The 25,063-nt window shown below is 65.7% G+C and carries 27 protein-coding genes and 1 tRNA gene; 11 read left to right on the forward strand and 17 right to left on the reverse strand.

The window, feature by feature from the left end; genetic code table 11:
• Positions 1–157: 157 nt before the first annotated feature.
• From Q0C42_RS16685 to Q0C42_RS16695, 3 genes are all read right to left on the reverse strand, one after another.
• Complete coding sequence (locus Q0C42_RS16685) at positions 158–1,279, reverse strand: site-specific DNA-methyltransferase (RefSeq protein WP_295078436.1); 1,122 nt, start codon at positions 1,277–1,279, stop codon at positions 158–160.
• A gap of 88 nt (positions 1,280–1,367) precedes the next feature.
• Positions 1,368–2,000, reverse strand: coding sequence for a ribonuclease HII (locus Q0C42_RS16690; protein ID WP_295078439.1), 633 nt, complete (start codon positions 1,998–2,000; stop codon positions 1,368–1,370).
• Between the two features lie 129 nt (positions 2,001–2,129).
• Positions 2,130–2,624, reverse strand: coding sequence for a hypothetical protein (locus Q0C42_RS16695; RefSeq protein ID WP_295078442.1), 495 nt, complete (start codon positions 2,622–2,624; stop codon positions 2,130–2,132).
• A gap of 249 nt (positions 2,625–2,873) precedes the next feature.
• Between Q0C42_RS16695 and Q0C42_RS16700 the strand changes: the two genes are divergently transcribed.
• Entirely contained in the window at positions 2,874–3,158 is a 285-nt protein-coding gene (locus tag Q0C42_RS16700) for a hypothetical protein (RefSeq protein WP_295078446.1), read from the forward strand.
• Complete coding sequence (locus tag Q0C42_RS16705) at positions 3,130–3,834, forward strand: hypothetical protein (RefSeq protein WP_295078449.1); 705 nt, start codon at positions 3,130–3,132, stop codon at positions 3,832–3,834. The genes Q0C42_RS16700 and Q0C42_RS16705 overlap by 29 nt, the downstream gene beginning before the upstream one ends.
• Positions 3,835–3,877: 43 nt before the next feature.
• On the opposite strand, the gene Q0C42_RS16710 is transcribed toward Q0C42_RS16705, so the two are convergent.
• Positions 3,878–3,953, reverse strand: a tRNA-Lys gene (locus Q0C42_RS16710).
• Positions 3,954–4,048: 95 nt separating this feature from the next.
• Here Q0C42_RS16710 and dapF point away from each other — a divergent pair.
• Together dapF and mtaB are read left to right on the forward strand one after the other, a co-directional pair.
• Positions 4,049–4,888: a diaminopimelate epimerase gene (dapF, locus tag Q0C42_RS16715; RefSeq protein ID WP_295078452.1), complete on the forward strand. Its 840-nt coding sequence runs from the start codon at positions 4,049–4,051 to the stop codon at positions 4,886–4,888.
• Positions 4,885–6,147, forward strand: a complete 1,263-nt coding sequence (gene mtaB / locus Q0C42_RS16720) for a tRNA (N(6)-L-threonylcarbamoyladenosine(37)-C(2))-methylthiotransferase MtaB (protein WP_295078455.1) — start codon at positions 4,885–4,887, stop codon at positions 6,145–6,147. Before dapF ends, mtaB begins: the two co-directional genes overlap by 4 nt.
• Positions 6,148–6,405: 258 nt before the next feature.
• Here mtaB and Q0C42_RS16725 read toward each other — a convergent pair whose 3' ends face one another.
• The 8 genes from Q0C42_RS16725 to pyrF all read right to left on the reverse strand — a co-directional run bounded on the left by Q0C42_RS16725 (position 6,406) and on the right by pyrF (position 14,131).
• Entirely contained in the window at positions 6,406–7,452 is a 1,047-nt protein-coding gene (locus Q0C42_RS16725) for a DUF1513 domain-containing protein (protein ID WP_295078458.1), read from the reverse strand.
• Positions 7,452–8,453, reverse strand: coding sequence for an imelysin family protein (locus Q0C42_RS16730; protein ID WP_295078461.1), 1,002 nt, complete (start codon positions 8,451–8,453; stop codon positions 7,452–7,454). Before Q0C42_RS16730 ends, Q0C42_RS16725 begins: the two co-directional genes overlap by 1 nt.
• Entirely contained in the window at positions 8,453–9,958 is a 1,506-nt protein-coding gene (locus Q0C42_RS16735) for a di-heme oxidoredictase family protein (RefSeq protein ID WP_295078464.1), read from the reverse strand. Before Q0C42_RS16735 ends, Q0C42_RS16730 begins: the two co-directional genes overlap by 1 nt.
• Before the next feature lie 267 nt (positions 9,959–10,225).
• Positions 10,226–11,242 (reverse strand): substrate-binding domain-containing protein, encoded by a 1,017-nt coding sequence (locus Q0C42_RS16740; RefSeq protein WP_295078467.1) that lies wholly within the window; start codon positions 11,240–11,242, stop codon positions 10,226–10,228.
• 114 nt (positions 11,243–11,356) lie between these two features.
• Positions 11,357–11,842, reverse strand: a complete 486-nt coding sequence (gene bfr / locus Q0C42_RS16745; protein WP_295078470.1) for a bacterioferritin — start codon at positions 11,840–11,842, stop codon at positions 11,357–11,359.
• 60 nt (positions 11,843–11,902) lie between these two features.
• Positions 11,903–12,130: a bacterioferritin-associated ferredoxin gene (locus tag Q0C42_RS16750; protein WP_295078473.1), complete on the reverse strand. Its 228-nt coding sequence runs from the start codon at positions 12,128–12,130 to the stop codon at positions 11,903–11,905.
• The gene (locus Q0C42_RS16755) at positions 12,127–13,368 is read right to left on the reverse strand and encodes an imelysin family protein (RefSeq protein WP_295078475.1); all 1,242 of its coding nucleotides are present in this window, start codon (positions 13,366–13,368) and stop codon (positions 12,127–12,129) included. The genes Q0C42_RS16750 and Q0C42_RS16755 overlap by 4 nt, the downstream gene beginning before the upstream one ends.
• A 67-nt stretch (positions 13,369–13,435) precedes the next feature.
• Positions 13,436–14,131, reverse strand: a complete 696-nt coding sequence (gene pyrF / locus Q0C42_RS16760) for an orotidine-5'-phosphate decarboxylase (RefSeq protein WP_295078478.1) — start codon at positions 14,129–14,131, stop codon at positions 13,436–13,438.
• A 77-nt stretch (positions 14,132–14,208) separates the two neighbouring features.
• Between pyrF and Q0C42_RS16765 the strand changes: the two genes are divergently transcribed.
• The 4 genes from Q0C42_RS16765 (at position 14,209) to Q0C42_RS16780 (ending at position 17,483) form a co-directional block, all read left to right on the forward strand.
• Complete coding sequence (locus Q0C42_RS16765; RefSeq protein ID WP_295078481.1) at positions 14,209–15,078, forward strand: ROK family protein; 870 nt, start codon at positions 14,209–14,211, stop codon at positions 15,076–15,078.
• Entirely contained in the window at positions 15,069–15,791 is a 723-nt protein-coding gene (locus tag Q0C42_RS16770) for a copper homeostasis protein CutC (protein WP_295078484.1), read from the forward strand. The genes Q0C42_RS16765 and Q0C42_RS16770 overlap by 10 nt, the downstream gene beginning before the upstream one ends.
• 9 nt (positions 15,792–15,800) lie before the next feature.
• Complete coding sequence (locus tag Q0C42_RS16775) at positions 15,801–16,574, forward strand: hypothetical protein (protein WP_295078487.1); 774 nt, start codon at positions 15,801–15,803, stop codon at positions 16,572–16,574.
• Between the two features lie 84 nt (positions 16,575–16,658).
• Complete coding sequence (locus Q0C42_RS16780) at positions 16,659–17,483, forward strand: hypothetical protein (protein WP_295078490.1); 825 nt, start codon at positions 16,659–16,661, stop codon at positions 17,481–17,483.
• Here the strand turns inward: Q0C42_RS16780 and Q0C42_RS16785 are convergent.
• A complete protein-coding gene (locus Q0C42_RS16785) occupies positions 17,480–17,920 on the reverse strand; it encodes a hypothetical protein (RefSeq protein WP_295078492.1) in 441 nt (146 codons plus the stop codon). The two genes, Q0C42_RS16780 and Q0C42_RS16785, sit on opposite strands and share 4 nt — an antisense overlap.
• 282 nt (positions 17,921–18,202) lie before the next feature.
• Here Q0C42_RS16785 and clpB point away from each other — a divergent pair, with 282 nt between their 5' ends.
• Positions 18,203–20,818: an ATP-dependent chaperone ClpB gene (gene clpB, locus Q0C42_RS16790; protein ID WP_295078496.1), complete on the forward strand. Its 2,616-nt coding sequence runs from the start codon at positions 18,203–18,205 to the stop codon at positions 20,816–20,818.
• Positions 20,819–20,899: 81 nt separating this feature from the next.
• Here the strand turns inward: clpB and Q0C42_RS16795 are convergent, their stop codons facing one another.
• The 4 genes from Q0C42_RS16795 to Q0C42_RS16810 all read right to left on the reverse strand — a co-directional run bounded on the left by Q0C42_RS16795 (position 20,900) and on the right by Q0C42_RS16810 (position 22,993).
• Entirely contained in the window at positions 20,900–21,385 is a 486-nt protein-coding gene (locus Q0C42_RS16795) for a YidB family protein (protein ID WP_295078499.1), read from the reverse strand.
• A gap of 28 nt (positions 21,386–21,413) precedes the next feature.
• Positions 21,414–21,668, reverse strand: a complete 255-nt coding sequence (locus Q0C42_RS16800; protein WP_295078501.1) for a GlsB/YeaQ/YmgE family stress response membrane protein — start codon at positions 21,666–21,668, stop codon at positions 21,414–21,416.
• Positions 21,669–21,960: 292 nt separating this feature from the next.
• Positions 21,961–22,452, reverse strand: a complete 492-nt coding sequence (locus Q0C42_RS16805) for a fasciclin domain-containing protein (RefSeq protein WP_295078503.1) — start codon at positions 22,450–22,452, stop codon at positions 21,961–21,963.
• A 61-nt stretch (positions 22,453–22,513) separates the two neighbouring features.
• Positions 22,514–22,993, reverse strand: a complete 480-nt coding sequence (locus tag Q0C42_RS16810) for a fasciclin domain-containing protein (RefSeq protein ID WP_295078506.1) — start codon at positions 22,991–22,993, stop codon at positions 22,514–22,516.
• Between the two features lie 283 nt (positions 22,994–23,276).
• On the opposite strand from Q0C42_RS16810, the gene msrP reads away from it, so the two are divergent.
• Both msrP and msrQ read left to right on the forward strand, forming a co-directional pair.
• Positions 23,277–24,176 carry a protein-methionine-sulfoxide reductase catalytic subunit MsrP gene (msrP, locus tag Q0C42_RS16815; protein WP_295078509.1) on the forward strand — a complete coding sequence of 300 codons (900 nt, stop codon included), beginning with the start codon at positions 23,277–23,279 and terminating at the stop codon, positions 24,174–24,176.
• Positions 24,176–24,784: a protein-methionine-sulfoxide reductase heme-binding subunit MsrQ gene (gene msrQ / locus Q0C42_RS16820; protein ID WP_295078512.1), complete on the forward strand. Its 609-nt coding sequence runs from the start codon at positions 24,176–24,178 to the stop codon at positions 24,782–24,784. Before msrP ends, msrQ begins: the two co-directional genes overlap by 1 nt.
• The last annotated feature ends 279 nt before the right edge of the window (positions 24,785–25,063 follow it).

Consider the following 25,063-nt stretch of genomic DNA (forward strand, 5'->3'; position numbering starts at 1 on the left):
CCACGGGTTAAGATTTCCCTAACGCCCGCGGCCAACCTATTGATTTTATGAGGGGATCAGGAAGTGTCCGCCGTGGACATGAAAAAACCCCGCCGAGACATCTCGGCGGGGTAAAGGTGTCCCCCAGGCGGTCCAGGGGACAGGCGTGTTCCGTAATTCAGTGCGGCCGCGTGCCGTCGGCCTCCATCTCGGCCCGGATCTGCTGCCGCAGGATGTCGATCGGGACCATCTTCCCGTCCCGCTTGAAGTGCCAGTAGGTCCACCCGTTGCAGGACGGCGCCCCCTCCAGCGCGGCCCCCACCTGGTGGATGCTGCCCTTCACGTCGTTCCCGATCAGCGTCCCGTCAGCGCGAACCTTGGCCTTGAAGCGGTTGCCCAGGCTGAACAGCTCCTCCCCCGGTCGCAGCATGCCGCGTTCGACGACCTGCCCGAACGGCACCCGAGGCTCCGCCCGCTTCGACCCGGTCACTTCCAGCGCCGAGGCATCGAACCGCCGCACGCGCGCGATCCGGTCCTCCGCCGCCTTCCGGTAGGCCGCCTCACGTTCGATCCCGATGAAATCGCGGCCCAGCATCTTGGCCACCGCCCCCGTCGTCCCGGTGCCGAAGAACGGGTCCAGCACCACGTCACCCGGATTGGTCGTCGCCACGATCACCCGGTGCAGCAGCGCCTCGGGCTTCTGGGTGGGGTGGGCCTTGTCGCCATTTTCGTCCTTCAGCCGCTCGTGCCCGGTGCACAGCGGGATCACCCAGTCCGACCGCATCTGGATGCCGTCGTTCATGGCCTTCAGGGCCTCGTAGTTGAAGGTGTACTTCGCCGCCTCGTCGCGGCTGGCCCAGATCAGCGTCTCATGCGCGTTCGTCAGCCGCTTGCCCTTGAAGTTCGGCATCGGGTTCGACTTGCGCCACACCACGTCGTTCAAGAGCCAGAAGCCCTGGTTCTGCAACTCGGCCCCCAGCCGGAAGACGTTGTGATAGCTGCCGATCACCCAGATGGCACCGTTCGGCTTCAAGAGCCGCTTCGCCGCTGCCAGCCAGTCCTTCGTGAAGCTGTCGTAGGTCGCAAAGCTGGCGAACTGGTCCCAGTGGTCATCCACCGCATCGACCTTGGAGTTGTCCGGCCGGTGCAGGTCCCCCCGCAGTTGGAGGTTGTAGGGCGGGTCGGCAAAGATGAGGTCAACCGAGCCGGCAGGGAGGGAGTTCATCACCTCCACACAGTCGCCGGCAAGGATCTGGTTCAGCGGAAGCGCATGCTCCGCCGTGGTATTTCTGGTTGTCATTCTCTGCCTCTGCCCCGGCATCTGTTGTGTGCCGTTGTTGGGTTGAATCATGAGTCAGAGGCGAATCGCCGTCAAATTCTTTATTGAATCAACAGGTTACAGAATTCCCTTGATACAATATGTTGTGGACCGGCTTGAACGACCGTCTATGCCAAGGGGTCACACCTAGATTCTGCAGCGCGTCGAGATGCGCCTTTGTCGGGTAACCTGCGTTGGCTTCCCAGCCGTAGCCGGGGTGCTGTTGCGCCAAATCCACCATGATCCGGTCGCGCGTCACCTTTGCGATGATCGAGGCGGCAGCAATCGACAGGCAGATCGCATCCCCACCGATGATCGCGGTCGCGCCACAGCCCAGGCCGCGCGGCAGCATGTTGCCGTCGATCAAAGCGTGATCGGCACCCAGGCCCGCCACCGCCCGCTCCATCGCAAGGTGGCTGGCGCGCAGGATGTTCAATTCGTCGATCTCCTCGACCGAGGCATGGGCGACCGATATCTCGGCCACCGCGATGATCTCGATGAAAAGCACCTCGCGCCGTTCCCGGGTCAGGACCTTGGAATCGCGCAGACCCTGCGGGATGCGGTCGGGGTCCAGCCGGACCGCGCAGGCCGTCACCGGCCCGGCAAGCGGCCCGCGTCCGACCTCGTCCACGCCCGCAACGCGCAAAGCTCCCCGGCCAAAGGCCAGCGTCTCATGCGTGAAGTCGGGAATGATGTCACCCATGCCCGCTGGATTAGCGCGGAACCGGCCGCAGAAAAAGGGGGCGGAAGCTGCTCACCCTTCCGCCCCCCAGACGGAAGCGGGGAATAGGGCAACCCCGCTTCGTTCAAGACCGCCTCGACGGCTCTTTTGTCAGCGACCCGAGACGCGATACCCCGCATCGCGCAAGCACTGCGCCGAGTAGACCCGGTCGCGCGCGCCATAGATCGTCGCCGTGTTGGCGCAGCCGCGCGGCAGGCGGGGCTTGAAGCCCTCGGCCCGCAGGCAGCTTTCGGGGTACAGCGTCACTGACCGCTCCGTCCCGTCGATGGAGATCGCGCAGACCGCGGGCACCCGTTTGGACGAGACCGGCTCGGGTTCCGGAAGCGGCACGGGGACGGGTACGGGGGCAGGCTTGTCGTTGTCTTTCAACTCATGCGCGATGGCACCCACCACCAGAGCCGCGATCAGCGCCTTGGCAAGATCGTTCTTGCTGTCTGCCTTGGCCGGGATGGTCGTCGCCAGCACCACGGCCAGAGCGGCGGCCCCGCCGGTCAGCATGGCGGCGAAGCGGCGGGCGGAAAGCGTCGTCTCGCTGATCCCCCGCGAGGCGATGCGGTGCGACCGGCTGGTGAAGTCTACGGACATGGATGCCTCCTGATGCGATCTTCTTGGTCTTGAGGGGATCGCAGCACACATACTGATCGACCCGGTAACCAAGCCTCGCCCCGGGGCTGTGGGGTAAGCAATATCGCTGCCCTGCTAAGGCATAACGGTGTGGGAAAACGGACTTGCTATCGGATAACACGCGACCAAAATCAGTCGTGATATTGAATATCAACGCGTGTATGCGCATTGTCCGTCCGAGCCGAGCGGCTCCTTCCGGGGACCATAAGAATGAAAACCTTCCTCACCTCAGCGGCACTTGCCCTTGTCCTTGCCGGACCGGTGGCGGCGGAATGCTATGCCGACTACAAGGCCAAGCGTGACGAACCGCTGAAGCTGATCTACGGTGTGGCACAAGTGTCGGACGGCAACTGTTCGCCCGGGGCCGCTGAAGGCGAATTGACGCCGAGGCTGGCCGCGGACGGCTGGACGCTTCTGACGGTTTTGTCCACGTTCGGGCCCGAGGGCCTTGAGGAAAGGAAAGCGAGTGCCGGAGAACACTTCCTCCGTTACTGAAAGCCTGAAGGCCGGCAACCGCGTGGTTGCCTTCGGAATTGCCGCCATCGTCCTGATTCTCCTGGCCGCCGCGCTGTTCCTGTTCCTCAACCTCCCCGATGCGAACGCTTTCAACGCGCGCGTCGAACGGCTGTTCGTGGAAAACGACGATCTGAACACTTTGGCCGAGATCAAGCTTCTGGAGATTCTGGCGCAGTCGGGTACCTCTTTTTCCGAGGTGTTGATCAGCTACCGCAGCGTGATCTTCGTGCTTCTGCTGTTCTCCACCGCGCTTCTGGTGTCATCGCTGTTCTTCCTTGTGATGATCATCGCACTGAACCGCCGGATTTCGGCGATCCAGCGGTCGGGCATCCAGGTCTCCAGTCTTATGATCAGCCGCGAGTCGCGGGCGGTCTATATCAACGACCTGGAATTCGCCCTGACCGAGGCGGCGCTGGAAACCCTGTCCGTTTTGGCGGAAGCCCGGATGGACGACGAGGTCCTGACCGGCGCGCAGATCGAGGCGGTGATCTCGGGGCGGAACGAAGCGGACTGCGACGAGGCGGCCGGGGCGACGCGGGTGAAGCGTCTGCGCGATACGCTGGGCAACCAGCTGGTCAGCGAACTTCTGGTCAAGACCATCGCCCGGCGCGGCTATATGCTGGCCGTTGGCAAGGACACCATCAAGATGATCTGAAACGCAAAAGGCCCAGGTCCTGCGACCCGGGCCTTCTGTGTGGTGGTGAGCCGGACAGGATTCGAACCTGTGACCCGCTGATTAAAAGTCAGCTGCTCTACCAACTGAGCTACCGGCCCCACGAGGCGGCTGATTAGTCGTGGCGTTGCCGGGGGTCAAGGGCGAAAACGTGCGGCACTGGCAAATCTTGGACCGTCGGCGTATATGCCATCGGATGATGGATAGCCTTGCGCAAACTGGCCTGCCGTTCATGAAAATGCATGGTGCCGGCAACGACTTCGTGGTGATCGACTCGCGTGGGCGCGGGGCGGTGATGTCGGCTGGGTTGGCGCGCGCTGTGGGCGACCGGAATCGCGGCGTGGGGTTCGATCAACTGGCCGAGATCACCGATGCCGCCGAGGCCGATTTCGGGCTGGTGTTCTGGAACAGCGATGGCAGCCAGGCGGGTGCCTGCGGCAACGCGACCCGCTGCGTATCCGACTATGTGATGCGCGACCTTGGGGTCGAAACCGTGTCGCTGGTGACCGCCCGGGGCCAGCTACGGGCCGAGCGCGCCGCGGACGGCCGGGTCTGGGTCAACATGGGTGAGCCGCAACTGGACTGGGCCTCGATCCCGCTTGCGCAAGAGGTCGATCACCTGCATCTGCCGCTGCCGGGCGATCCGGTGTCCGTCGGCATGGGCAATCCGCATTGCGTGCATTTCGTTCAGGATGCGGCAGGCATCGACCTGGCGGTCCTGGGGCCGAAGATCGAGCACGATCCCCTCTTTCCGCAGCGGACCAACGTGGAATTCGCCGAACTTCTCTCGCCCTGCCGGATGCGGATGCGGGTGTGGGAGCGGGGAACCGGGATCACGCTGGCCTGCGGTTCGGGCGCCTGTGCCGTGGCGGTGGCCGCGCATCTGCGCGGGATGATCGGACCTCGGGTCGCGCTGGAGGTGGATGGCGGCACGCTGGAGGTCGACTGGCGCGACGATGGCGTCTGGCTGACCGGCCCGGTGGCGCGGGTCTTCGACGGAATGCTGTCGGCGGACTACGTGGCGGCAAACAGATGAACGTCGCTCCGAAGCCCCCGGTTTTCGCGACGCTGGGCTGTCGCCTGAACGCCTATGAGACCGAGGCAATGAAGGAACTGGCCGCCGCTGCGGGCCTGTCCGAGGCGGTGATCGTGAACACCTGCGCGGTGACGGGCGAGGCGGTGCGGAAGGCCAAGCAGGAGATCCGTCGGCTGTCGCGGGAAAACCCCGGGGCGGCTATCATCGTCACAGGCTGCGCGGCGCAGACCGAGCCCGAGACGTTCGCGGCCATGCCCGAGGTCACGCGGGTCGTGGGCAACCACGAGAAGATGCAGGCCTCTACCTGGGAAGGCATCGCGGCGCCTGACCTGATCGGGCAGACCGAGAAGGTCCAGGTCGACGACATCATGTCGGTGCGCGAGACGGCGGGGCACCTGATCGACGGATTCGGGCGGCACCGGGCCTATGTCCAGGTCCAGAACGGCTGCGACCATCGCTGCACCTTCTGCATCATTCCTTACGGTCGCGGAAACTCGCGGTCGGTACCGGCGGGGGTGGTGGTCGAGCAGATCAACCGGCTGGTGGACCGCGGGTTCAACGAGGTGGTGCTGACGGGTGTGGACCTCACCTCCTGGGGGGCTGACCTGCCGGGGGAGCCGCGCCTGGGCGATCTGGTGCGGCGGATATTGAAGCTGACCTCGGTGCCGCGGCTCCGGATCAGTTCCATCGATTCCATCGAGGCCGATCCTGCTTTGATCGAGGCGATCGCGACGGAGCGGCGGTTGATGCCGCACCTGCACCTGTCCTTGCAGGCGGGGGATGATCTGACCCTGAAGCGGATGAAGCGGCGGCACCTGCGGGACGACGCGATCCGGTTCTGTGCCGAGGTCAAGGCGTCCCGGCCGGAAATGGTGTTCGGGGCGGACATCATCGCGGGCTTCCCGACCGAGACCGAGGAGATGTTCCGCCGGTCGCTGGACCTGGTGGAGGAATGCGGGCTGACCTTCCTGCATGTCTTCCCCTTCTCGCCCCGCAAGGGGACCCCGGCCGCGCGGATGCCGCAGGTTCGGGGGCCGGAGATCAAGGAGCGGGCGGCGCGGCTGCGGGCCTTGGGCGACCGGGTGCTGGGCGTGCATCTGGCGGGGCAGGTGGGGCGGGTCCATCGGGTGCTGACCGAGGGACCGCGGGTGGGGCGGACCGAGCAGTTCACCGAGGTGGCCTTCGGGGCCGACCAGCCGGAGGGGACGATCCTGGAGGTCCGCATCGCGGGGCGGGACGAGGCGCGGCTCCTGGCTTGAATGCCCGCGCGTGGTGCGGAGCTACGGCGTAACGAAATCAATGGGTTGCGTTTGGGCGTTAGGGGTTTCTTAACTACCTGCGGTCGCGCCTGACCCCGCGTCGTGAATCGAGCGCTGACGCGCAAGTCCTTGTCTCGCCTCTGCGCGCGAAGAGCGCGCAACCGGCTCGGACGTCGGGGGCGCTTCGCCCCCCGAACCCCCCGAGGATATTTGTGCAAATGTGAAAGGGCTTGGCCGGGTCGCGAAACCGGGCCGCGGTTACGTCAGGGCGACGAGGTGGTTGTCCCATTGCGTCGCCCCATCGGCGAGCGGGACGAGGCCGTTGTCGTCGGCGAGCCACACCGCGCCTTGGCCATCCGTGACGGTAAAGGCCCCGCCGCTGGCTGCCGCACCGCAGAGGTCGGGGCGGTGGTGGGTGGCGACGTGTGCCCCGCTGGCGTCGAAGAACATCACGGCGCCACCCTTGGGCGAGGTGATCAGAACGCGGTCGGGCGTGGCGGCGATGGAACCGGCGTAGCCCTGCATCGTGAAGGCTTCCGCTTCGGGTGGGGTGCAGAGCCGTGGTGCCGCCCCCGGCGTCCAGAGGCCAAGTTGCGGCACGGGCTCGGCCGGGTCGCCCTCCCATTGCATGGCGAAGGCGATGGTGTCGCCCTGCAGCGCAAGGTGGCGGATCGAGTTCTGGTGGAGGTCGGGCAGGTCGATCTGGTCCAGAAGCGCGCCGTCTTCGGACAGAAGGGTCAGGTTCGGACGCATCTCGGCGATGTTCAGCTTGGCGCGGTCCACCGGGTCGGTCCTGATCCCGCCGTTTGCGACCGCAAGGCGGCCATCGGCGAGGCGCTTGATCTCATGCGGGCCGGTCCCGTGGCTGGGCCAGTCGGTCAGTCGGCTGTAGTTCGCGGTATCCCACAAACCGATGCGGCCTTCGGAGGTCTCTGCCACGACTTCCGAGGTCATCAGCAGGGTGCCGTCCCGCGAAAAGGCACCGTGGCCGTTGAACTGCATTCCTTCGGGCGGGGTCAGGCGGTGACGGGTCGCGCCGGTGGCGCAATCAATCACCAGGGCGAAGGTGCCGGGGCGGCGCGCGAAGGCGACCGCCTCGGCGCGTGTCGGATGGGCGGCAGCGGCGTGACCGCGGCCGGGCAGCGCGATCTGGAACAGGCTGGCTCCACTGGCGGAAAGACCGTGGAGGAAGAAGTCCTCCCCGCGTTTTCCGGCAGCCAGGAAGGCTGGGGCGCCAATCGCGGCCCAGGTCAACCTGGGTGCAAGGCCGGCGGCCAGCGTGGCGAGGAAGGTACGACGTTGCATCAGTCGCCATCCTGCGAGTTGAAGCCAAGCTCGACGCCCAGCGCGGGGCCAAGCTCGGCAATCGCGGTTTCGCGGGTGGTGCGGACGGCCTGCTGCAGGATTTCCCATTTCAGCCAGGTCTGCGGATCAGCGAGGCCGTCGATCTGGGGGTCGATTGCATCGGCAAGGGCGATTGCATGGTCGAAGGCGGACTGAGTTTTGGGGCTGTCGGGGTCGAGGGTCAGGGCGAGGTCCCGCAGCGCCGTCAGGGACAGCGTGATGTTGCGCAGCGACCGGGCGGAGGCGTGGGCCTCGGCAAGGTCGGGGCGGGGTTTGTCGAAACTGCCGAGGGGCCGTCCGATGCGGCGGTCGGCAAGCATTTCAAGGCCGGTGGCAAGCTGGGTGAAGAGGGCCTGCGTCGCCTCGTCCGGTGTGAGGAAGCGGTCGTTGCCGGCCGTGCCTGCCGTCTGCATCAGTGCGCCGAAGGCACCCCAGTCTTGCGCCAGTCCGTCGGCGGTGGCGGCCAGATCATCCGCGGTCGCCTGGATCAGCGGACAGGGGTCGCTGGGCAGCGCCTCGGTCGGATAAAGCAGGCGTTCAAGTGCGGGCAGGCCGCGGGCGGCGACGGATTGCTGGGCCATCGCATCCGCTGCGGGCGGGCTTTCCAGCAGGGCGCGCTGGGCCTTCCAGCCAGAGCCTTTCGCGTCGGGCCAGAAGAGGACGGCAAGGCCGCGACCGTCCTTCTCGGCGGGGCCGAGGGAGATGTGGGCGACCTGCATCCAGGCGTCCCAGGCAGCGTGGAAGGCGGGGCGAAGGCTGTCCGGCTCGCAGGTCTGGATGTCCGCAAGGGACTGGGTCGCCTCGGCGAAACTGGTGAAGCCGGGCAGGATGTGGTCCTGGACCACGGCGGCGGTGTCTGCAGTGGCGGGCAGGGAAACCAGGGCCATCGCAAGACACCAGCCCGTGCTGCGCAGGGCGCGTGGACGCGGGGCGGGGCGCTGGCTTGCGGGGGTGGTTGGCATCAGAGGCTTTCCAGGAAGGCGAGGAGTGCTGCGCGGTCCTCGGGTTGCATGTCGGCGACGGCATCGCGCTGGCCCTGGGCTTCGCCGCCGTGCCAGAGGATCGCCTCCAACAGCGAGCGGGCACGCCCGTCATGGAGGTATTCGGTGTGGCCGGACACTTGGGCGGTCAGGCCGATCCCCCAGAGGGCCGGGGTTTTCCATTCCGATCCGGTCGCGCGGCCCTCGGGGCGGTTGTCCGCAAGGCCTGGACCCATGTCGTGCAAAAGAAGGTCGGTGTAGGGCCAGATCAGCTGGAAGCTTTGCTCGGGTTGCCCGTCCAGGCGGTGGGTGACGTGTTTCGGGGTGTGGCAGCCGGTGCAGTTCAGGCTGTGGAAAAGCTCTTTGCCGCGCAGGACCTGGGGGTCGTCGATGTCGCGCCGTTCGGGGACGCCGAGGTTGCGGGAGTAGAAGGTGACGAGGTCGAGCGACGGCTGGTCGACCTCGAGCCCGTCGCGGATGCCCGGTTCCTGGCCGTGCGGGGCGTCCACGCAGGTGGGCTGGGTGGCGGTGCAGTCGCCCCAAGGGTCGGGGTGAAGGGGGGTGGACAGGCCCATGTCGCCTGCGAAGGCTCCGGCGGATTGTTCGCGGACGGTGGGCGCGCCGGCTTTCAGGCCGAAGCGGCCAAGCATGGGGGTGCCGAATTCGGCGGAGGGCACGATCTGGGGAAGGCCGGAGATGCCGTCCTGGTTGGCGTCGTCGGGGTCGGCCTTGGCGAGGATGTCGGCGGCGGGGATCGCCTCGAGCAGGCCGAGGCCGATCATCTGCGGGGCCACGCGGGGGGAGAGCATGAGGCCGTCGGCCGGGGGGCCGTAGGCGGGGTCGGTGAAGCTGTAGGCGGGCGTGCGGAGGGAGACGGTGGTGCCGTCGGCAAGGATGACGGGGGTTTCGGTCCAGGTGATGTCCATGCGGCCTTCGGCGGGCTGGCCGGGGGCGGCGAGGTCCTGGAGTTGGCCGCCGTAGGTGGGGTCGGGCGAGGTGGCGATCCAGTCTGCGATGCCGTCGGGGACGGGGCCGCCGGGGACGGAGAGGCGCAGGAACATCGATACGTGCGAGGCATCGGCGTCGGGCGGCGTATGGCCGCGGCCGTCCTTCAGGTGGCAATCCTGGCAGGCGCGGGCGTTGTAAAGAGGGCCGAGGCCGTCGGAGGCAAGCGTCGAGGCGGGGGAGGCGACCCAGGTCTTGCGGAAAAGCGCATTGCCAAGCTTGAAGTCCATCTCGCGCTCGAAGGGCATGTTGGCGGAGTGCTGGCTGAAGGCGTCGGCGGTGGTGATGGCGCGGACGGTGGCGGCGCCGGCGGGCTTGGCTTCAAAGGGTTCAGGCTTGGTGAAGTCGGTTGGTGCGGCAAGGACGGTGGCGATCTTGGCGTCCTCCGCAGGGGTGCGGGGGATGACGGGGAGGTGGGGATCGTCCAGCGTCTGGGCGAGTGCAGGGGCGGCGGCGAGGCAAAGCAAGAGGGAAAGGCGCATCGGTGCCTCCTTTGCGGAAGTCATATCCCCGGTATGTTGACAGTTTCAATCGGAAAATTCTGTCCAGGCATATGGGCCGTTACCGGGGACGTTGCGAACGGTGATCTAAGGCGGACAAACTTCGGGGGGGGGGCGACGAAAACGATTGCGTAATTAGCGCAAATCGCGCAAAAGAGTTCCGTTCGATCGGTGCGCGTAACGAGTTGCATGGTATTCCTAGCACCTTGGTCCGGCCGCTGCTGCGGTCGGACCATCCAATGCCCCGCGTCAGAGATAGCTCGAAAAATCCGGCAGCTCGACTTCCTGCATCGGCGGCTCTTCCGGTGAGCGAATCGCTTGAAGAACCGCGCGGGACAGGAACGCCGCCCCGCGCCGGCTGTCCTCTTCGATCACGATGATAGCGGGATGCACCATCCCGAGATAAAGGCGTGAGCCTTTGACGATAACCTCGACATCCTTGCCGATTTCCCTGCCTGCCCGCGTGAGAGCGGAGGTAACGGCAAGCGCAGCCGCGTCGGACAAGCAGACAAAGCCGTCACAGTTCGGGTGCCTCGCCAGAAAGGCGGATGCCGCAGCCTGCAGGTTGCCAAGGGCGTCGCTGCTGTAGACACCCTCGATCTCACAGAAATCGAGGTCGAGTTCCGCAGCGGCTTCGCGTGCCTTCAGGAATGTGTCGAGCCCATAGTGTCGATCATGCGGGGGACCAAGCAATGCAAGACAGCGCCGCCCGCATCGATGCAGAACCTGGGCTGCCTTGCTGGCAAAATCCCCGTTGTCGAAGTCGTAATAGGGATGCAGATGCGAAAGCTTGCTGCGGCCGTGTGTTGCAAACGGCAGGCTACGTTCCAGCAGATAGGCGGTGCGCGGGTCGTCGATCTGGGTTTCGTTGAAGATCAGCGCATCGGCCATCCGGCCCTCGACCACCTGCCGGATTGCCTGCAGGCCCTCTTCATACGACAGGGCTGGAGTGATCGTGATCTGGAACCCAGTCGATAGCAGCGCCCGGGCGATCGAGGGGATCAGCCTGCTCATCTGGTCATCGGCCGAAACGCGGAAAACCAGGTTGATCATGAAGGTCTGCCCCGTCCGCAACCGGATCCCGGCCCGGTCGGGGACATAGCCCACCTCTTGCGCAATCTGGCGGACCCGACGCTTTGTCTCTTCGCCGATCTCGGGTGAATCGTTCAGGGCGCGGCTGACCGACGGCACGCCCAATCCGCAAAGGTCGGCAATCGTCTTGAGCGTCGGCCGCGGGTTAGGTTGTTTGCGTCCGTTGGCTTCCACTCTGATGGCCTTCCGTTTCTGGTCCCACCAGCGAGACCATCTAGGGTCCGGAAACCGGGTATATGGTCAGGTTGGCGACGGACAAACACAAAAGTGCTTCGTCTCCCGGACGGATCACTCTGCCTTGCTGGCGGGCTTGGCGTTCAGGAGGCCGTAGCCTTCGGCGCCAAGTCTGTCGAACAGGCCGATCTGGGTTTCCAGGAAATCGATGTGACCTTCTTCGTCCGCGAGGAGTTCGTCGAACAGACCGCGGGTCACGAAATCGCCCACGGCGTCGCAATGACGGCGTGCCTCGATATACAGCGTCCGGGCGTCGTGTTCGGCGGCAAGGTCGGCCTCCAGCGTCTCGCGCACGGTCTGGCCGATGCGCAGGGAGTCGAGTTTCTGCAGGTTCGGATGACCTTCCAGGAAGATGATCCGGGCGATCAGGCGGTCGGCGTGGTGCATCTCTTCGATCGACTCGGCGCGGGACTTGTCCGCGAGATGGCCAAAGCCCCAGTCTTCCTGCAGCCGGTAGTGAAGCCAGTACTGGCTGACCGCGGTCAGTTCGGACCGGAGAGCCGCGTTGAGGTAGTCGATGACCTTGGCGTCGCCCTGCATGGAAGCTCCTTTTCGTGCCGGTTGCCGTCTTTCAACGGTGTGGGTGCGGGGGTGGTTCCGTCAGCCGGTCTTGCGGACCGGGTCTGGTGGTGCGGGAATGCGGAAGGCCGGGGTCCTGCGCATCGTATTCAGGAACAGCGGCAGGCACCCCCCGCAATCGGCCCGTTTCCCCAGCGCGCGGTAGATCTTGCCGGGGGTGATCAGCGTCTGCGGGTCGGCGGCGCGCATCCAGTCCACCGCCGCGCGGATGTCGTGGTCGGAGATGGACTGGCAGTGGCAGATGATCATTGGAAGACGGCGCCCGGGCTGTCGAGGCTGTCGGAGCCTTCGAATTCCACCTTGCTGAGGCCAAGCGCCGTGACGGCACGGTCGATCGAGGCGGTCTGGGTGACCAGCGCATCGACGGCGGCCATGATCAGCGTCTCGCCTTCGGCATTGCCGGGGGCGATCAGGGTGTCGAAGGTGCGGCCGGCGTCGCCCGCATCCTTCACCGCCTGCAAAGCGGCGACCGAGGCGTCGAGTTCGGTGGTGAGCTGGCTGTCGACGGCTGGGTTGGCCGCAGCAACCAGTTCGGACAGCGACGGCCCTTGCAGGTCCGTACCGTCAAGGCGGGTATAGGTGCCGAGGTAGACGTTGCGGATGCCAACCCCGTCGTAGAAATGGCTGTTGTGGGTGTTGTCCGAGAAGCAGTCATGCTCTTCCTCGGGGTCGTTCAGCATCAGGCCCAGCTTGATCCTTTCGCCCGCCAACTCGCCGTAGGACAGGCTGCCCATCCCGGTCAGCGCAGCCAGAACCCCAGCCTGCGGGTCGGCAGTAACGGCGGCGCGGGCGGGGCCGTCGGCGTCCCAGTTGTCCACCATTTCGGTCAGATCGGCGACGAGGAGGTCGGTCGCGGCCTGCAGATAGGCGGCGCGGCGGTCGCAGTTGCCATTGGTGCAGGCCTCGCCGATGGCGAAGTCCGTTGCGGGACGGTTGCCCGCGCCCGGTTCGGTGCCGTTCAGGTCTTGGCCCCAAAGCAGGAATTCGATGGCGTGGTAGCCCGAGGCGACGTTGGCCTCGATCCCGTCGGCTTCGTGCAAGGTCTTGGCGATCAGGTCAGGAATGATGGCGCTGGCGTCGATCTCGGTGCCCGACAGGGTGAACTTGGGCGTGGCGATGACATTCAGGGTGGCGAGCTGGTTTTCCTCGTTGCCGTAGTCGGTTCTGACGTAATCGATCAGCCCTTCGTCCAGCGGCCAGGAGTTCACGCGGCCTTCCCAGTCATCGACGATGGGATTGCCGAAGCGGAAGGCTTCGGACTGCTGGTAGGGCACGCGGGCGGCTTTCCAGGCGTCGCGGGCGGCTTGCAAGGTGGCGTCCGAGGGGGAGGCGGTCAGCGCTGCGACAGCCTGCTGCAGCGCGGTCGCGGTGGTCAGGCTGTCCTCGTAGGTCGCAAGTGCCAGATCGGCGTAGTGCTCTGTCACCTCCTGCGGTGAGGCGGCAAGGGTGGGGGTGGCGGTGAGGAGCAACAGGGAGAAGAGGCGCATGGAAAGACCTTCGGCTGGAGTTGCCGAATATCTGACCAATTTGCTTGGTCTTGTAAACCCGATTCTTTTAGTAAGGTAGCTCGGCGGTCACCGCACGGGCAGCTGCGGCGGGGTCCTTGGCCTGCCAGATCGGACGGCCCACGACGATGTGGTCAGCCCCATCGGCGATGGCCTGATGCGGGGTGGCAACGCGCTTCTGGTCGCCAGTGGCAGCACCCGTCGGGCGGACTCCCGGAGTGACGATCAGCTTGCCCCGCGCCTCGGGCAAAGCGCGGATCATCGCGGCTTCCTGCGGACTGGCGATCACGCCGTCAGCACCTGCCAGCAAAGCGCGGGAGGCGCGTTCCAGGGTGATGTCGTGGATGTCGCCGGGCTTGATCAGGTTCGCATCCAGATCGGCGCGGTCCAGCGAGGTCAGCACGGTCACCGCCAGGATCTTGAGTCCGGTGCCGCCCTTGCCCGTCGCGGCGGCGGCGACGACCTGCGGGTCGCCGTGGACGGTCAGGAAATCAAGGTCGTATTGCGCCAGACCCCGGACGGCGGCCTCGATGGTGGCGCCGATGTCGAACAGTTTCATGTCCAGAAAGATGCGCTTGCCCTGTTCGTGCTTCAGCTCGTTGGCCAGCGCGAGGCCCCCGCCGGTCAGCATCCCGAGGCCGATCTTGTAGAAGCTGGCGGCGTCGCCGATCCGGGCGACGAGGTCCAGGCCCTGCACCACGTTCGGCACGTCGAGGGCGACGATCAGGCGGTCATCTGCAGGCATGGCTGTCTCCGGGGGTTTGCGGCGGTTTGACGGGGCTGGGAAGGGCTGTCAAGACTGGCGAAAAATCGGGGTGAGGGATGATCCTGGCATTCGACATTGGCGGCAGCCGGATCAAGGCGGCGGTCTGGGACGGCGCGCTGCGGCCGCTGGGCGAGGTGGCGACGCCCTTGGGCGACAAGGCGGCCTTCACGGACGCGATTGCAGGCTTTGTCAGTGGGGGCGAGACGGGGATCGCGATTTCCATCGCGGGGGTGGTCGATCCTGCCTCCGGCGTGGGGAAGGTGGCGAACATCCCGGCTATCGACGGTCTGGCACTGGGACCGGAGGTCAAGGCGGCCACCGGGTTGCCGGTGCGGGTGCTGAACGACGCGGACTGCTTTGCGCTGGCCGAGGCCAGTCACGGCGCGGGGCGCGGGCGAAGGTCGGTCTTCGGGGTGATCCTGGGGTCTGGCGTCGGCGGTGGGCTGGTGATCGACGGGCGCGTGGTCACGGGCGCGGGCGGCTATGCGGGCGAATGGGGGCATGGGCCGGTGATCCGCGGCGAGTTCTCCTTTCAATGCGGCTGCGGGCAGGTGGGCTGCGTGGATACCGTGGGCAGCGCGCGCGGGCTGGAGCGGCTGCACCGCAAGCGGACCGCCGAGCTTCTGGGGTCCGAGGCGATCATCGCGGGGTGGATGGCTGGCGAGGCGGAGCCCGGAGAGACGATGGCGCTGTGGCGCGAGCTGGTTGCGGGGCCGCTGGCGATGGTGGTGAATGTGATCGGCGCGGATGTCGTGCCGGTCGGGGGCGGGCTCAGCCGGGCTCCGGGGCTGGTGGGATATCTGGACGAGGCGGTGCGGGTCAGGGTGCTGCGGCGGACGAAAAGTCCCCTCCTGGTGCCGGCGGAATGCGGCGCGGATGCGGGGCTTCTGGGTGCGGCAATGGCGGGGGTCGCGGAATGGGTGTGACGCTGGAGGTCTGCGTCGACACGGCGGAGGGGTTGGCCCAGGCCGTGGCGGGCGGCGCTGACCGGATCGAGCTTTGCGCCGCTTTGGCGGTGGGGGGCCTGACGCCCTCGGCCGGGTTGATGGCGCTGGCGGCGGGCTGTGGCGTGCCCGTGGTTGCGATGATCCGGCCCCGCGCCGGGGATTTCGTCTGGTCCGAGGCCGAGGTCGGGATGATGGAGGCAGAGATCGCTTCCGCACGGGACGCAGGGTTGGCGGGGGTGGTGCTGGGAGCCTCGCTTCCCGATGGGCGGCTGGACGTGCCGGCCCTGCGGCGACTGGTGGCGGTGGCGACAGCACGGGCGGGGAGCTTCGAACTGGTGCTGCATCGCTGCATCGATCTCGCTCCGGACATGCTGGCCGCACTGGAAGAGGCCTTGGCGCTGGGCTTTCACCGCGTACTGACCTCTGGTGGCGAGACAACAGCCGAGGCCGGGGCGGCGCGGATCGCGGCGCTGATCGCCCGGGCGGCGGGCCGGATCACGGTGATGCCGGGATCGGGGGTAAACCCCGGGAACGCGGCGATGCTGAAGGGGCTTGGCATAAACGAGATTCACGCGTCATGTTCGGTTTCGACTGCGGTTTCGGGCCGGGTGGTCGAGATGGGATTTGCGCCGCCGGTGCAGCGGCAGACCCATGCGGATGCGGTGCGGGCGTTGCGCAAGGCGCTGGAGTAGGAGCGAGTGATGGAGTTGAGGCTGGACTACGACCGCCCTGAGGAAGGCCCCGGTTCCGGGCCTTTGACCGTGGGCTGGTTTCTGGCGTCCGACAAGGGCGCGGTGCTGTATGACCCGCCGGAACGGGTGCAGATCCGCCCTCCGAACAAGTCGCACGCCAAGTCGGCCAGCAGGTGCCCGGCGGTGATCCAGCTGGAAAGCCGGTATTTCATGGTGAAATGCCCGTTCGATCTGCACATCGGCTTTCAGCGCGACGACAAGGGCAAGGCGGTGCTGGTCAACCGGGCGGGGGCGAACAGTCCGATCCGGTCGTCCAAGCTGAACGAGGTGCTGACGCTGGTCAATGAGGCCGAATGGCGCTTTCCGGATCGCCCGACGGTCCAGTTGCACCTGCCCTATTACTTCATCGCCGACGAGATGGTGTATCTGACCCAGTTGTCGGCCTTTGCGCATTACCGGCCCGACCCCTTGCCCGGAACGATCTTCGGCGGGCGTTTCCCGATCTCGATCTGGCCGCGCCCCTTGATGTGGGCCTTCGAGTGGCACGAACCGCAGAAGGACCTGATCCTGCGGCGGGGTGAGCCGCTGTTCTATGTCCAGTTCGAAGGAATGGACCCCTCGCGCCCCGTGCAGGTGGTGGAGGCCGAGAGGACAGCGGAAGTTCAGGCTTATCTGGAACAGATCTCGGGCGTGGTGAATTACGTGAACCAGACGTTTTCGCTGTTCAAGTCTGCCGAAGCCTTGCGGCCAAAGAAGCTGTTGGTCGCCAAGGCCCGGGAGTAGGCGTCTTTGCTGGCCCCGGAGGGCTTCGCGCGGGATATTTGTGCAAATGTGAAAGCACAATTTTAGTCGAATTGGAGAGATCCTGTGCGCAGCATCATCGAAACCTATGAGGTGGCATCGGGTCGCGTGACCGAGGTGCTGGCGGTGGACGGGCGGATCGAAGCGCCGAACTGGGCGCCCTCGGGGGACTGGCTTCTGGTCAATGGGGAAGGGCGGTTGTTCCGCGTGCCCTTGGCGCAGCCCGCCTTGCAGGAAGTGCCGTCGGGCGCGGCGGTGAAGTGCAACAACGATCACGGGATCAGCCCGGACGGCAAGACGATCATCATTTCCTCGCATCACGAGGGGGCGGGGTCGCAGGTCTATGTGATGCCGGTCGAAGGGGGCGAGCCAGCGCGGGTCTCTCCCGACAGCCCAAGCTGGTGGCACGGGATTTCTCCGGACGGGCGGGTGCTGACCTACGTCGCGGCGCGCGGTGAGAAGAAGGTGATCGACGTCTATACGCTGGTGCCGGGGCAGGCCGAAGCGCGGCTGACCAATGGCGAAGGCCATTGCGACGGGCCGGATTTCAGCCCCGATGGCAGCCGGATCTACTATAACTGCGACCGGACCGGACATGCGCAGATCTGGGTGATGGCGGCGGATGGCGCGGATCAGCGGCAGTTGTTCCAGGACGAGTGCGTCAACTGGTTCCCCCACCCCTCGCCCGATGGGGGGCATCTGCTGTACCTGGCCTATCCCCCCGGCACCACGGGCCACCCAGCCGACCTTCCTGTGGCGCTGGTGCTGTGCGACCCCGAGGGGTGCAACCGGCGCAGGGTCAGGGAGTTCACCGGCGGACAGGGGTCGATCAACGTGCCTTGCTGGGCCCCGGATGGCAGCGCCTTTGCCTACGTGCGCTACGAGCCTTAGGCCGGTCGCAACCCGCTGAGGCCCTTTGGCGCCTTGGGCTTCGGTTCCTGCGGCAGGGCCGGAAGGTCCACGGTGCGCAACATAGGCTGCAGGTGGCGCGGGTCGCCCCAGACCGAGATGTAGACCTCGGGCGGGAAACCGTTTGCCAGATGTTCGGGCGTCAGGTCGATGATCCGCACCCGCAGATCGTCGCCGTGGGCAAGCGAGGGCTCGATGATCTCTTCGGCCGCGGGGCCGAGGTGGCCGATCAACCCCTCACGGTGGTGCGGGATCAGGCCCAGGATCGGTTTCCGCAGCCGGGCGAAGACGCCGATGCGGCCGTCGGACAGCCGTTCCAGGCGCGCGCCATCGCCGATGGACAGGCCGGTCCGCGCGACATGGATCACCAGTCCCTCGACCGGGGCCTTGTGGATCAGGGGACGTTTCGAGTCGCTCATGCGTTTGGCCTTTCCATAGTCGAAGGCCAAGGATGGGTGCGGGGGTGGGCTTTGCAAGCCACGGTTATGGGGGCGGTCTTTTGCCTGCCCTAAGTCGCCGATGCGGAAGCGGCGGATCGGCAAGGAAAGGCCCAACCTGCCGAATTCCCGGGTACTGTGGATTTTGCGCAAGCGGGGATTGCAAAGTTTTCGGCCCGCGCCCAGATGAAGGGCAAGGCCTTCACGGGGTGTGCTGGATGACCGGGCACCGCAGGCAGGGCGCTTCACACAAGGAGAATGCCGATGAATTTGGAGAAATTCACGGAGCGGTCGCGCGGTTTCCTTCAGGCCGCCCAGACCATCGCGATGCGGGAAAGCCACCAGCGCGTGCTGCCCGACCACTTGCTGAAGGCACTCATGGATGACGACCAGGGCTTGGCCGCGAACCTGATCCGCAAGGCGGGGGGCTCGCCGGAACAGGTCAACGCGGCGGTGAATGCCGCGATTGCCAAGCTGCCCAAGGTCACGGGCGGCGATGCGCAGACCTATGTCGATCCGCAATTGGTGCGGGTGCTGGACGAGGCGGAGAGCGTCGCGAAGAAGGCCGGGGACTCGTTTGTCCCAGTGGAACGGCTGTTGACCGCGCTGGCGCTGGTGAACACGCGCGCCAAGGATGCGCTGACGGCAGGGGCAGTGACGGCCCAGGGGCTGAACACGGCGATCAACGAGGTCCGCAAGGGGCGGACGGCGGACAGTGCCTCGTCGGAAGACACGATGGAGGCGCTGAACAAGTATGCGCGCGACCTGACCCAGGCGGCGCGGGATGGCAAGATCGACCCGATCATCGGCCGGGACGAGGAGATCCGCCGCGCGATGCAGGTGCTGTCGCGCCGGACGAAGAACAACCCGGTTCTGATCGGCGAACCCGGCGTCGGCAAGACGGCGATTGCCGAGGGTCTTGCCCTGCGCATCGTCAACGGCGACGTGCCGGAATCCCTGCGCAACAAGCGGCTGATGGCGCTGGACATGGGCTCCTTGATCGCGGGCGCGAAGTATCGCGGCGAGTTCGAGGAGCGGTTGAAGGCCATCCTGAAGGAGATCGAGACGGCGGCGGGTGAAGTCATCCTGTTCATCGACGAGATGCATACCCTGGTCGGCGCGGGCAAATCCGAAGGCGCGATGGATGCGGCGAACCTGATCAAGCCGGCGCTGGCGCGGGGCGAGTTGCACTGCATCGGAGCGACCACGCTGGATGAATACCGCAAGCACGTGGAAAAGGACGCGGCCTTGGCCCGTCGTTTCCAGCCGGTTTTTGTCAGCGAGCCTACGGTCGAGGACAGCATCAGCATCCTGCGCGGGATCAAGGAGAAGTACGAGCTTCACCACGGGGTGCGGATCACCGACGCGGCGCTGGTCGCGGCGGCAACGCTGTCGCACCGCTACATCACCGACCGTTTCCTGCCGGACAAGGCCATCGACCTGATGGACGAAGCCGCCAGTAGGTTGCGGATGGAGGTGGATTCCAAGCCCGAAGAGCTGGACGCGCTGGACCGCCAGGTTCTGCAGTTCCAGATCGAGGCGGAGGCCTTGAAGAAGGAAGACGACGCGGCGTCGAAGGACCGGCTGGAGAAGCTGGAGAAGGAACTGGCCGACCTGCAGCAGAAGTCGTCAGAGCTGACGGCGAAGTGGCAGAACGAACGGGCCAGCCTGGAAGTGGCGCGGACGCTGAAGGAACAGCTGGATACGGCACGGGCTGAACTGGAGGGCGCCAAGCGCGAGGGCAACTTCGCCAAGGCAGGCGAGCTGCAATACGGTCGGATCCCGCAGCTGGAGAAGGACCTGGCCGAGGCGGAAGCCAAGGAAGGTCAGGCTCTGGTCGCCGAGGCCGTCCGTCCCGAGCAGATCGCCGAGGTGGTGGAGCGTTGGACCGGGATTCCGACGACCAAGATGCTGGAAGGCGAGAAGGAAAAGCTCCTCAAGATGGAAGAGGAGCTTGGAAAGCGCGTCGTTGGCCAGCGGGCGGCGGTGGAAGCCGTATCGCGCGCCGTGCGGCGGTCGCGGGCCGGGCTGTCGGACGAGAACCGGCCGCTGGGGTCCTTCCTGTTCCTGGGACCCACCGGCGTCGGCAAGACCGAACTGACCAAGACGCTGGCGGCGTATCTCTTTGACGACGACAGCGCGATGGTCCGCATCGACATGTCGGAGTTCATGGAGAAACACTCCGTCGCCCGACTGATCGGCGCGCCACCCGGCTATGTCGGGTATGACGAGGGCGGGGTGCTGACCGAAGCCGTGCGGCGCCGTCCGTATCAGGTCGTTCTCTTCGACGAGGTCGAGAAAGCGCATCCGGACGTGTTCAACGTGCTGCTGCAGGTGCTGGACGACGGTCGGTTGACCGATGGCCAGGGCCGGACGGTGGACTTCAAGCAGACGCTGATCATCCTGACCTCGAACCTTGGGGCGCGGGCCTTGTCCGAACTGCCCGAAGGGGTGGATGGCAGTAGTGCCAAGGCCGAGGTGATGGAGGCGGTCCGGCAGCACTTCAGGCCGGAGTTCTTGAACCGTCTGGACGAGCAGATCATCTTCGACCGGCTGAACCGGGCGGATATGTCGGGGATCGTGGAAATCCAGCTGCACCGGCTGGAAGCCCGCCTTGCCGCGCGCAAGATCGCGCTGGAACTGGACGCCGAGGCGAAAGCCTGGCTCGCGGACGAGGGCTATGATCCGGTCTTTGGCGCGCGGCCCCTGAAGCGGGTGATCCAGCGCCAGTTGCAGGACCCGCTGTCGGAAATGCTGCTGGCCGGGGAAATCCTCGACGGCAGCGTGATCCGGGTGACTGCGGGGCCGGAGGGGCTGATCATCGGCGACCGCGTGGTGCAAAGCCGCCGCGAGCGTCCGCAGTCGGCTGTGGTGCACTGATGATCATAGGGTGGGCGATATCGCCCACCCTACGCCTGCGCCTACATATGGAATGGGGGCGTTGGTGCGCCCGTTCGCCTGTCAGATCGACCGCGGCTCGCGCGCGCTGATCGGCGGGAATTCACCGTCCGGCGTCACCTGGTCCACCGCTTCGGGAAGCGAGGTGCTTAGCCGCGACAGAAGCTCTTCCCGGTTGAGGCCGGTCTTGGCGACCAGTTCGGCGATGGTGTCCTCGTCCAGCGCTTCTTCCAGCTCGGACGGTGCCAGTGGAGCGTTCGGGCCGCGCTGCACCCAGCTGTCGACCTTGGCGCGCTGCACCGGGTTGGCAAACCGCTCGAAGAGCTCGGACAACCCCCCCATGGGATTGCCGCCGCCGGCGCCGCCCAGCATCTGGCGGAAGCCGTCGAGCAAGCCACCTTCGCCTCCGGCAAGGCCGTAGCCTTCCGGTCGGGACGGATCGGTGGCGCCGCGATTGTTCATCAACTCTCCCAGCTTGTCGCGGTTCTGGTAACCGGCGACTGCGAGCAGTCCAAGAAGGGCGACAAGAGACGGGCTGCCTTTGGCCATCATGATATCCTTTCTGTTATTGAGGCGGTCAGGCGCGGCGGCGCATGTAGCCGTAGATCATCAGGACGATGATCGCGCCGATGACCGCGCCGATCAGGCCGGCGCCGTCCTCGGGTCCGTACCAGCCAAGCGCCTGACCCAGGAAATTCGCCACGAAGGCGCCCACGATGCCCAGAATGGTGGTCATCACGAAGCCCGCAGGCTCGTGCCGGTCACCCGGCATGATGAACTTTGCGATGATCCCGGCCAGAAAGCCGATGACGATGGTCCAGATGATACCCATGAGCGTGCTCCCCGGCTGTGCTTCACGACGAAAACCCGCGACCACGGATTTCGTTCCACTCAGAAACCGGGGACCGCTGCTGCGCGCGGTTGTCAGGGCCAGCGCAGGTGCTGCGTCTACTGGGCGGGGTTCGCCACCCGCGCGCGCGTGGGCGAAGGACTGGACGTGAAAAAGGGCCCCCGAAGGAGCCCGTTTCCTGATCTTGGTCGTCAGTATGGTGAGCCTTCGGCAAAGTCCACAGGCGTCGGGTTGATTCCGTCGGAACCGTAACCCCCTGCCCAGCGTGGACCGTTCACTTCGGCAGCAGCACCTTGTCGATCACGTGGATGACCCCGTTCGAGGCGATGATATCCGCCGTGGTCACCCGCGACTTGTTCACCTTCACTCCGCTGCGTCCGTCGATATGGACGGTCTGGCCCTGCACGGTGGCGACGTCCATCCGCTTGCCGGCCAGCTGGTCCGACGTCACGGCGCCCGGCACGACGTGATAGGTCAGGACCTTGATCAGCTGGTCCTTGTTTTCCGGCTTCAGCAGGTTCTCGACCGTTCCCGGCGGCAGGGCGGCGAAGGCTGCGTTGGTCGGGGCGAAAACGGTGAAGGGGCCATCGCCCTTCAGGGTCTCGACCAGGCCCGCGGCGCTTACGGCGGCGACTAGGGTGGAGAAATCTTCATTCGACGAGGCGATATCGACGATATCGGGCTCGGTCTCGGCAGGTACGCAAGCGGCGATCAGGCTGGCGACCGATACGGCTCCGGCCAGACGAAAGAGAGTGCGGCGGTTCATGTGGTTGTCCCCTGTTGGTTGAAAAGGAAGGGGGCGCCGAAGCGCCCCCCCTTTCGATTGATCAGCCTTCCGGCGGCAGGATGACGGAGTCGATCACGTGGATCACACCGTTCGAGGCCGCGACGTCCGCGGCCGAAATCACGGCGCCGTTCACTTTGGCGCCGCCTTCCAGGGTGATGGTCACTTCGGCGCCGTTCACGGTGGCGGCCTTCATGCCTTCGGTCAGGTCGGTGGACATCACTTTGCCCGCAACGACGTGGTAGGTCAGGATCGCGGTCAGCTTGTCCTTGTTCTCGGGCTTCAGCAGGTCCTCGACGGTGCCGGCGGGCAGAGCGGCGAAGGCAGCGTCAGTCGGTGCGAAAACGGTGAACGGGCCTTCGCCCTTCAGCGTCTCGACAAGGCCTGCAGCGGTCAGCGCGGCGGCGAGGGTGTTGAACGAACCGTTCGCGACAGCGGTGTCGACGATGTCCATGTCCTGCGCGAAGGCAGGCATCGCAAAGGCGGTGGCGGCGGTCAGAGCCAGGAAAGTTCTGCGGATCATAGGGTCACTCCGTTTGATCGGTATGCCGTCATTGGCGAGACTGATAGGCACGGGATGCGACATTGGATCATACCGACTTTCTTGTGAGCGCCGGTTGACCTTGGCTTTCGTCGCCCTAAGCCGCGCCCCGTTTCGATTTCCAGTCAAACCAGCGTGAGCAGAGTTCAGCCAGCGTGAGCGATCCGGCCGATGTTTCACCGCTCTGGCGGACACGTGACGCGGTTTGTTTTGCCTTTCATGCCGATTGGCGCATGTTTGGCGAAACCTGAACCGGAGCTTTCCCATGCGCCTCAACTGGTCTGACGTCACGCCCAAGAACATGTGGTTGAACCGCCGCCAGTTGATGGCCGGGGGTGCCGCCCTTCTGGCCACGCCCGCGCTTGCAAGGATAGAAGCCGCGAAAAGCGCCTACTCGACCGACGAAGAGCCGAACAGCTTGGAGGACATAACCTCCTACAACAACTTCTACGAGTTCGGCACCGGCAAGGGCGACCCGGCCGAATATGCCGGCGGGCTGACGGTGGACCCCTGGTCGATCACCATCGACGGGCTGGTCGACAAGCCGGGCACCTATGATCTGGCCGACGTGATGAAGGATCAGCCGCTGGAGGAGCGGATCTACCGGTTCCGCTGCGTCGAGGCCTGGTCGATGGTCGTCCCGTGGATCGGCTTCCAGCTGTCGGGCCTGCTGGACCGCGTGGGCGTGCAGCCAAGCGCGAAGTTTGTGGCCTTTGAAACCCTGGTGCGGCCGGAAGAGATGCCGGGCGTGGCGTCGCCCTTCATAGAGTGGCCCTATCGTGAGGGTCTTCGCCTGGACGAGGCGATGCATCCGCTGACGATCCTGGCGACAGGTCTTTATGGCGAGCCGATGCCGAAACAGAACGGCGCGCCGATCCGGTTGGTGGTGCCGTGGAAGTATGGCTTCAAGTCGATCAAGTCGATCGTGCGGATCTCCCTGACAGACAAGATGCCGCCGACGACCTGGAACATGCTCCAGCCCTCCGAGTACGGCTTCTATTCCAACGTCAACCCGACCGTGGATCACCCGCGCTGGAGCCAGGCCTCGGAGCGCCGCATCGGGACTGGCCTGTTCGGCGGGCGGCAGGACACGCTGATGTTCAACGGCTATGAAGCGGAAGTGGCGCCCTTGTATGCCGGACAGGATCTGGCGGTCGATTTCTGATGGACTGGCTGAACGCGCAGGCGCGCCGGATCCCGACCTGGTTCGTCTATGTCCTTGGCCTGGTGCCGCTGGGCTTCCTGATCTGGGGCGCGATCTTCGGCGGGCTTGGCCCTGACCCCGTGAAGGCGATCGAACGGGGCTTGGGCGAGCGCGGTCTGCAGTTCCTGCTGGCTTCGTTGGCGATAACACCGCTCCGGCGGTTCGGTCTGAACCTTCTGCGGTTTCGCCGGGCGCTGGGTCTGCTCGCCTTTATCTATGTCACGCTGCATCTGATGGCCTGGGTGTTGCTGGACATGGGCCTGCGCTGGGACGAGATGCTGGCCGACCTGACGAAGCGGCCCTTCGTGATTCTGGGCATGGCGGGCTTCCTGGTGATGATTCCCCTGGCGGCGACCTCGTGGAACGGGGCGATCCGTCGGCTGGGGGCGGCGGCATGGAATCGGCTGCACAAGCTTGCCTACGTGGCGATTCTGGCCGGAACGGTGCATCTGGCCCTGCTGTCCAAGGTCTGGACGACCGAAGTTCTGGTCTACATGGGCCTTACGCTGGGGCTTCTGGCCCTGCGTCTGCTTCCCAAGCCCGGGATGAGGCAGCGCATCCCAGCCTGAGCGGTCCTGGCATTGCTGCAAGCGCAAGAAAGTTGCCGCAATGCCGCGTCCGTTGTGGGGTTTCTTGCGCCAACCACCAGATTTTGCGGCTCTTTCCGATTTCTGCAAAATTTTTACGACGAACGTGTTTTTTGCTCTTGCGGGTTCCGGGTCCTCTCCGTAAATACCGCCTCACCGAAGCGGAAGGGAAGCGGGAACGCGGAACGGACGGGACGGGAAGCGGTGGCGCAGACCACGGCAAGACAATCTGGAGGCAAGACGGCAGGTACGCCAGGAGTT

The sequence above is a fragment of the Tabrizicola sp. genome, assembly GCF_022842145.1.
Classification (GTDB): domain Bacteria; phylum Pseudomonadota; class Alphaproteobacteria; order Rhodobacterales; family Rhodobacteraceae; genus Tabrizicola.

Excerpts from the sequence above, each read along its gene's own strand:
- Q0C42_RS16685 (WP_295078436.1), bottom strand. The coding sequence starts at position 1,279 with ATGACAACCAGAAATACCACGGCGGAGCATGCGCTTCCGCTGAACCAG.
- Q0C42_RS16690 (WP_295078439.1), bottom strand. The coding sequence starts at position 2,000 with ATGGGTGACATCATTCCCGACTTCACGCATGAGACGCTGGCCTTTGGC.
- Q0C42_RS16695 (WP_295078442.1), bottom strand. The coding sequence starts at position 2,624 with ATGTCCGTAGACTTCACCAGCCGGTCGCACCGCATCGCCTCGCGGGGG.
- Q0C42_RS16700 (WP_295078446.1), top strand. The coding sequence starts at position 2,874 with ATGAAAACCTTCCTCACCTCAGCGGCACTTGCCCTTGTCCTTGCCGGA.
- dapF (WP_295078452.1), top strand. The coding sequence starts at position 4,049 with ATGATGGATAGCCTTGCGCAAACTGGCCTGCCGTTCATGAAAATGCAT.
- mtaB (WP_295078455.1), top strand. The coding sequence starts at position 4,885 with ATGAACGTCGCTCCGAAGCCCCCGGTTTTCGCGACGCTGGGCTGTCGC.
- Q0C42_RS16725 (WP_295078458.1), bottom strand. The coding sequence starts at position 7,452 with ATGCAACGTCGTACCTTCCTCGCCACGCTGGCCGCCGGCCTTGCACCC.
- Q0C42_RS16730 (WP_295078461.1), bottom strand. The coding sequence starts at position 8,453 with ATGCCAACCACCCCCGCAAGCCAGCGCCCCGCCCCGCGTCCACGCGCC.
- Q0C42_RS16735 (WP_295078464.1), bottom strand. The coding sequence starts at position 9,958 with ATGCGCCTTTCCCTCTTGCTTTGCCTCGCCGCCGCCCCTGCACTCGCC.
- bfr (WP_295078470.1), bottom strand. The coding sequence starts at position 11,842 with ATGCAGGGCGACGCCAAGGTCATCGACTACCTCAACGCGGCTCTCCGG.
- Q0C42_RS16750 (WP_295078473.1), bottom strand. The coding sequence starts at position 12,130 with ATGATCATCTGCCACTGCCAGTCCATCTCCGACCACGACATCCGCGCG.
- Q0C42_RS16755 (WP_295078475.1), bottom strand. The coding sequence starts at position 13,368 with ATGCGCCTCTTCTCCCTGTTGCTCCTCACCGCCACCCCCACCCTTGCC.
- pyrF (WP_295078478.1), bottom strand. The coding sequence starts at position 14,131 with ATGCCTGCAGATGACCGCCTGATCGTCGCCCTCGACGTGCCGAACGTG.
- Q0C42_RS16765 (WP_295078481.1), top strand. The coding sequence starts at position 14,209 with ATGATCCTGGCATTCGACATTGGCGGCAGCCGGATCAAGGCGGCGGTC.
- Q0C42_RS16770 (WP_295078484.1), top strand. The coding sequence starts at position 15,069 with ATGGGTGTGACGCTGGAGGTCTGCGTCGACACGGCGGAGGGGTTGGCC.
- Q0C42_RS16775 (WP_295078487.1), top strand. The coding sequence starts at position 15,801 with ATGGAGTTGAGGCTGGACTACGACCGCCCTGAGGAAGGCCCCGGTTCC.
- Q0C42_RS16785 (WP_295078492.1), bottom strand. The coding sequence starts at position 17,920 with ATGAGCGACTCGAAACGTCCCCTGATCCACAAGGCCCCGGTCGAGGGA.
- clpB (WP_295078496.1), top strand. The coding sequence starts at position 18,203 with ATGAATTTGGAGAAATTCACGGAGCGGTCGCGCGGTTTCCTTCAGGCC.
- Q0C42_RS16795 (WP_295078499.1), bottom strand. The coding sequence starts at position 21,385 with ATGGCCAAAGGCAGCCCGTCTCTTGTCGCCCTTCTTGGACTGCTCGCA.
- Q0C42_RS16800 (WP_295078501.1), bottom strand. The coding sequence starts at position 21,668 with ATGGGTATCATCTGGACCATCGTCATCGGCTTTCTGGCCGGGATCATC.
- Q0C42_RS16805 (WP_295078503.1), bottom strand. The coding sequence starts at position 22,452 with ATGAACCGCCGCACTCTCTTTCGTCTGGCCGGAGCCGTATCGGTCGCC.
- Q0C42_RS16810 (WP_295078506.1), bottom strand. The coding sequence starts at position 22,993 with ATGATCCGCAGAACTTTCCTGGCTCTGACCGCCGCCACCGCCTTTGCG.
- msrP (WP_295078509.1), top strand. The coding sequence starts at position 23,277 with ATGCGCCTCAACTGGTCTGACGTCACGCCCAAGAACATGTGGTTGAAC.
- msrQ (WP_295078512.1), top strand. The coding sequence starts at position 24,176 with ATGGACTGGCTGAACGCGCAGGCGCGCCGGATCCCGACCTGGTTCGTC.